Here is a 4,595-nt window from a genome sequence, read left to right on the forward strand (position 1 = left end):
GCCGGCCTGGGAAGGCCGCCCCACGGGCGTTTTCGGAAAGTATCAGTCGCGCGCACCTGAACCCCGAACCCCGGTGCCTGAATCCTCCGTGATGAGCTTTGCACCGCGGTTGGTGATTGCCGGCCCGGTGTTGGCAATCAGTTGGCACTTGTCGACGATCGTCGTTGAAACGCCTTCGAGCAGGATCTGCTCCTCGCCGTTGTCGCCGATCAGGCAGCCCTCGATCCGCGCCTTCGACGATCCCGAAACCGTGACGCCGCTCCGGCCGTTGCCGCGGCTGGTCACGTCCACGACTTCGCAATTCCGCACGCCGTCGTTGATGTTGATGCCGTCGAGCCGAAAGCCTTGCACGACCAGGTTGGAAATCAGCACGTCGTGAACGTGATACAGGGTGATACCGGTCTGCCGTTGGGAGCAAGCCAGATTGTAACTCCGCGGCAGCTTGTCGGCTTCGACGCAAAAATAGAGATCGGCCCCGCGACGATACCATTGGAGCGGCTCCAGTTCGGGCAGTCGCGTCTGGCCCGGCAACAGCTTTCGCTCGACGGCCGGCTTGCCGTCGAGAAAGAGCTGCTGGTAGGTCGAGTGCGGCGGACGGAAACGGAACACCGGACCGCGCTGGTTTTCCCAGGCGTCGCCCGGCACGGCTTCCGTGCCGTCCAAAACGGCGCCTTGCCCGTCGAGGATGAACGGCGACAGGGCGGTGCCGCAATGTTCGGCGGCAGAGAGACTGATGGTCTCGCGATAGGGCTGCCCCGAATTCGCCAGTAGGATGCGATCGCCCGCATGGCAGATCTTCAGTGCCTTGCGCAACGACCGCACCGGTCCGCTGCCACCGGTGCGGGCAGGCTGAACTCCGTCGAGCAGATCGTCGCCCCCGACATTGTCGACATAAATCGTGGCGGCCGAGGCGAGCTGGCCGGCGAAGAGCGCGAGCGTGAAGAGAGCGTAACGTAGCCCGCTCGCTCCGCGAGCGGAACGGCCGAGCAGACCATTCAACCTTGTTAATGTGGGACGTCGAGCGCGCGAACCGCGCCCTTCCGCTTGCGGAGCAAGCGGGCTACGTGGCAATGTCATGAATCGTCGCATCGGTATACCCGCCGGTGGAATTGCCCCCGGCAAGTGTAGCATGCCGCTACGCCAAGAGCATGCCCGCATAGCCGACGACGCGCGAACGGTCGCCCGTCACGTCGCCGCTGGTGGCATAACCGACCCGCTGGCAGCGCGTCAGCCCACCCAACCGGCGGAGCGTTTCCATGACGATCACCGCCGGCAAAACCCCGCACATGCTGATGTGCCGCCGCGTTACGGTCTCGTACAAGGCAGCCGGATCGAGCGACTCCATCGCAGCCAGGGCCAGGGCATCGAGCCGGCGGTTCTCCGCATCGCTGGCGAAGTGGTTCATATCGCTGGAGACAACGAGCAACGTCTTTTCACGACGGTCATTCAAGCAGTCGGCCAGACCTTCGGCGAACTCCCGGCAACGCGCCAGGTTGCCTGTGCCGATGGCAATGCCCACCACCCGCGCGTGCGGCGCCAGCCTGGCAAGGAAAGGCAGCTCGACTTCGATGGCATGCTCCTGCTGATGCGCGGCGGCGTCGAGCTCCAATCCGGGAATGGTCGCGGCAAGCTGTCGCGCCAGTTCGGGATCGGCCTGAACGACCCCGCCGGGCAGCGACCAGGCGCCCTGCGGCGCCACGGCCCATTCGACGCCCAGCCGAGTGTGCTTCGGCCCAATCACAATCACCGATTCGGGTATCACGACGCGACGCAGTGTGTCGGCAGCCAAGCGGCCGGAGTATTTCAGTCCCGCGTGGGGCACCATGACCGCCGGCCAGGCTTCGGCCACCACTGGCGGCCCGCCGAACAAATCGTCGATCAGCCGGGCGAGCTCGTCGGCATCGCCGGGATAAAAGCTGCCGGCCACCGCCGCCGGCCGTACACCCAAAGCCACCTGCGGCTTGGGAACGCTCGCCACGGCGAGCTGCGAAGCATTGGCAAGCGTGGCAAAGCTGTAAATCGACGCACTTTCGGGCTGCGTCACACAAGCCAGCCGGCGTGCTTCGGCCAACAGATCGCCGGGTTGAGCTTGCTGGTTCCAAACGAACGCCGACTTCGGACCTTCAACAACGACCAGCGACCGGCGAGCGGAATCAACCCCACGCAGGTCGGGCCCTTCGACCGTGCCGTGCATCGACGGATCGAACAGGATGGCCAGCTTGACGTGTACGTCGCTTAAACGGGGGCCATCCATACCGCGGCTGGCGAGCGCCTTGCCCGTCTGCTCGGCCTGCGCAAAAAGCGTCGATTGCAGCGGCAAAAGCTGACGCAGCGAGAGCTGGCTCGATTGCAGCCAGACATTGCCGGCGGCGTCCTCCACGCTCAGCGCGACGCCGTTGACGTTCGCATCGGAGACGCCGAAGGCATAGTAGTTGGGTGTGGCGCCGGTGACGGCCGCCACGATGTTCTGCCGGCAAAAATCGGTCAGGGCCGCCAGGTCGGCGGCCGAAAACATCGACGACGCCGCTGCGCCCTCGGCCTGTGCGGCGCGGTCCAGAAACTCGTGCAGAGCGCCTTCGATCACCTCGCCTTCGAACGTCGAAAGGAGGGTGCCCTCTTCTTTCCAGGCAGTCGGCGGCAAGCCGGCCTTCAGGCATACCTGCTGCAAAAACGCTTCCGCATCGAGCTGATGTTCGACGGCCACGCCCGGCAGAAGCAACCCCCGCCGCTCGCCGGCGGCAATCTGCAAGCCGTGTTTGCCGATGACCACCACGTCGCGCCGCGCTTCGCCCACCACCGTCACGTTCTGGTGACTGTGCAGCACCCACACGTCGAGATCGAGAAACTCAAGTTCGCTGACGGCCACCGGCGGAAAACGGTGGTCGTCGACCGCGGACCGAATGGCCGCGTGAAACACCGCCTGGGCCAGCCCCACCGAAGCCGACATGGCGCCGCAGCAACTTCGCAGCCGGCCGTTTCGCTTCAGCGTCACAAACGCGCCCAGCACGCGCACGTGCTCCAAGGCTTCCAGTCCCGCGTGGGCCAGGGCCATCGCCTGTCCGGTTGCCGTCGCGGCCACGACGCGGGCAGCCGCCTTCAGCAAGGACTGCCGATGTTCATCGGTGAGCATGGGCGGCGCCTCCGTGGGCAGCTCGACTTGAACCAGCGGCGTGGTGTACGTCACATTGCTCATGTTTGCAGAACGGCCTTCGTTCGGTTCGCTCCGGGGTGATTGCTCGCGATTGCCGCCGCCAGGCTTGCCCGCAAACTCGGCGATCCGCACCGGCAAGCGCTTGCGGCCCCAGGTGCCGGGTGCCGCCTCGAAATGCCCGGCGATCTGATGCCCGCAACGCCGGCAACGGTCGCCGTCGAGCTGGTAGCGGCCGAGCTCGTACCAGTCGCGCTCGATGAGCAACTCTCCGCAGCCCGGACACCAAGTGCTTCCCTCGCGCAGCGCATGAACGTTGCCCGCGTAAACATAGTTCAGGCCCAGCGACTTCGCCACCTCATAAGCGGCCAGCAGCGTGTCGGGCGGCGTCGGGCCGCGGTCTTGCAGGCGAAAATCGGGATGAAACGCCGTGAAGTGCAGCGGCACGTCGGGGCCGAGGTTCTCCAGAATCCAGTGGCACATCTGGCGGATCTCGTCCAGCGAATCATTGGCCCGCGGAATCACCAGGTTCGTGATCTCGAACCAGACGTTGGTTTCGTGTTTCAGCCAACGCAATGTGTCGAGCACCGGCTGCAGGTGCGACAGGGTCAAGTGGCGATAGAAGTCTTCGGTAAAGCCCTTGAGATCGACGTTGGCGGCGTCCATCACCTCGTAAAACGGTCCACGGGCCGCCGGCGTGATATAGCCGGCGGTGACGGCCACCGTTTTGACGCCGGCGGCGCGGCAGGCCCGCGCCGTGTCGATGGCGTATTCGGCCCATACGACAGGATCGTTGTAGGTGAACGCCACGCTCTTGCAACCCAACGACTTGGCCGCTTCGGCGATGGCTTCGGGCGTGGCCTCTTCGCTGAGCCGCTCGATCTCGCGAGATTTCGAGATGGACCAGTTCTGGCAGAATTTGCAGCCCAAATTGCAGCCGGCGGTGCCGAACGAGAGGATGCTCGTGCCCGGATAAAAGTGGTTCAGCGGCTTTTTTTCCACCGGATCGATGCAAAAGCCGGTGCTGCGGCCATAGGTCGAAAGCACCATCTCGCCCGCCCGATTCTCGCGGACAAAACAGAAACCGCGGTCGCCAGGGCGCAAGGCGCAGGCCCGCGGACAGAGGTCACAGACGATACGGCCTGATTCTTCGTCGGCGTGCCACCAGCCGCCTGATTTCAGGCCATCGGAGCGCAGGCCGGCGGGCGGCAAATCGACCATTGCGGACATGAGAGTTCGGAATCGCGGGAGGGAGAAGGAATTGCTACTTCCAGCATACCGCCGCGGGCAAGAGGAGGGCTAGGTGATAGGCCTGGGGGGCAGTGTCCTAAAGTTGAGTTGGTCTGACGGGCGCAGCCATCGCCGTAGGGTGGAACCAGCGAGCTTGCGACCGCCGGCCCACCAGGATTGGCAAGGTCACTCTCGGTGGGCCGGCGCTCGCAAGCTC

The 4,595-nt window shown here is 64.9% G+C and carries 2 protein-coding genes; both read right to left on the reverse strand.

Translation table 11 applies throughout. The annotated features are described in order from the left end of the window. Window positions 1-42: 42 nt before the first annotated feature. Window positions 43-999, reverse strand: coding sequence for a right-handed parallel beta-helix repeat-containing protein (locus tag VNH11_13575; GenBank protein HVA47394.1), 957 nt, complete (start codon window positions 997-999; stop codon window positions 43-45). 136 nt (window positions 1,000-1,135) lie between these two features. Continuing rightward, complete coding sequence (gene amrS / locus VNH11_13580; protein HVA47395.1) at window positions 1,136-4,378, reverse strand: AmmeMemoRadiSam system radical SAM enzyme; 3,243 nt, start codon at window positions 4,376-4,378, stop codon at window positions 1,136-1,138. Between the last annotated feature and the right edge of the window lie 217 nt (window positions 4,379-4,595).

Source organism: Pirellulales bacterium, assembly GCA_035533075.1.
Lineage (GTDB): Bacteria > Planctomycetota > Planctomycetia > Pirellulales > JAICIG01 > DASSFG01.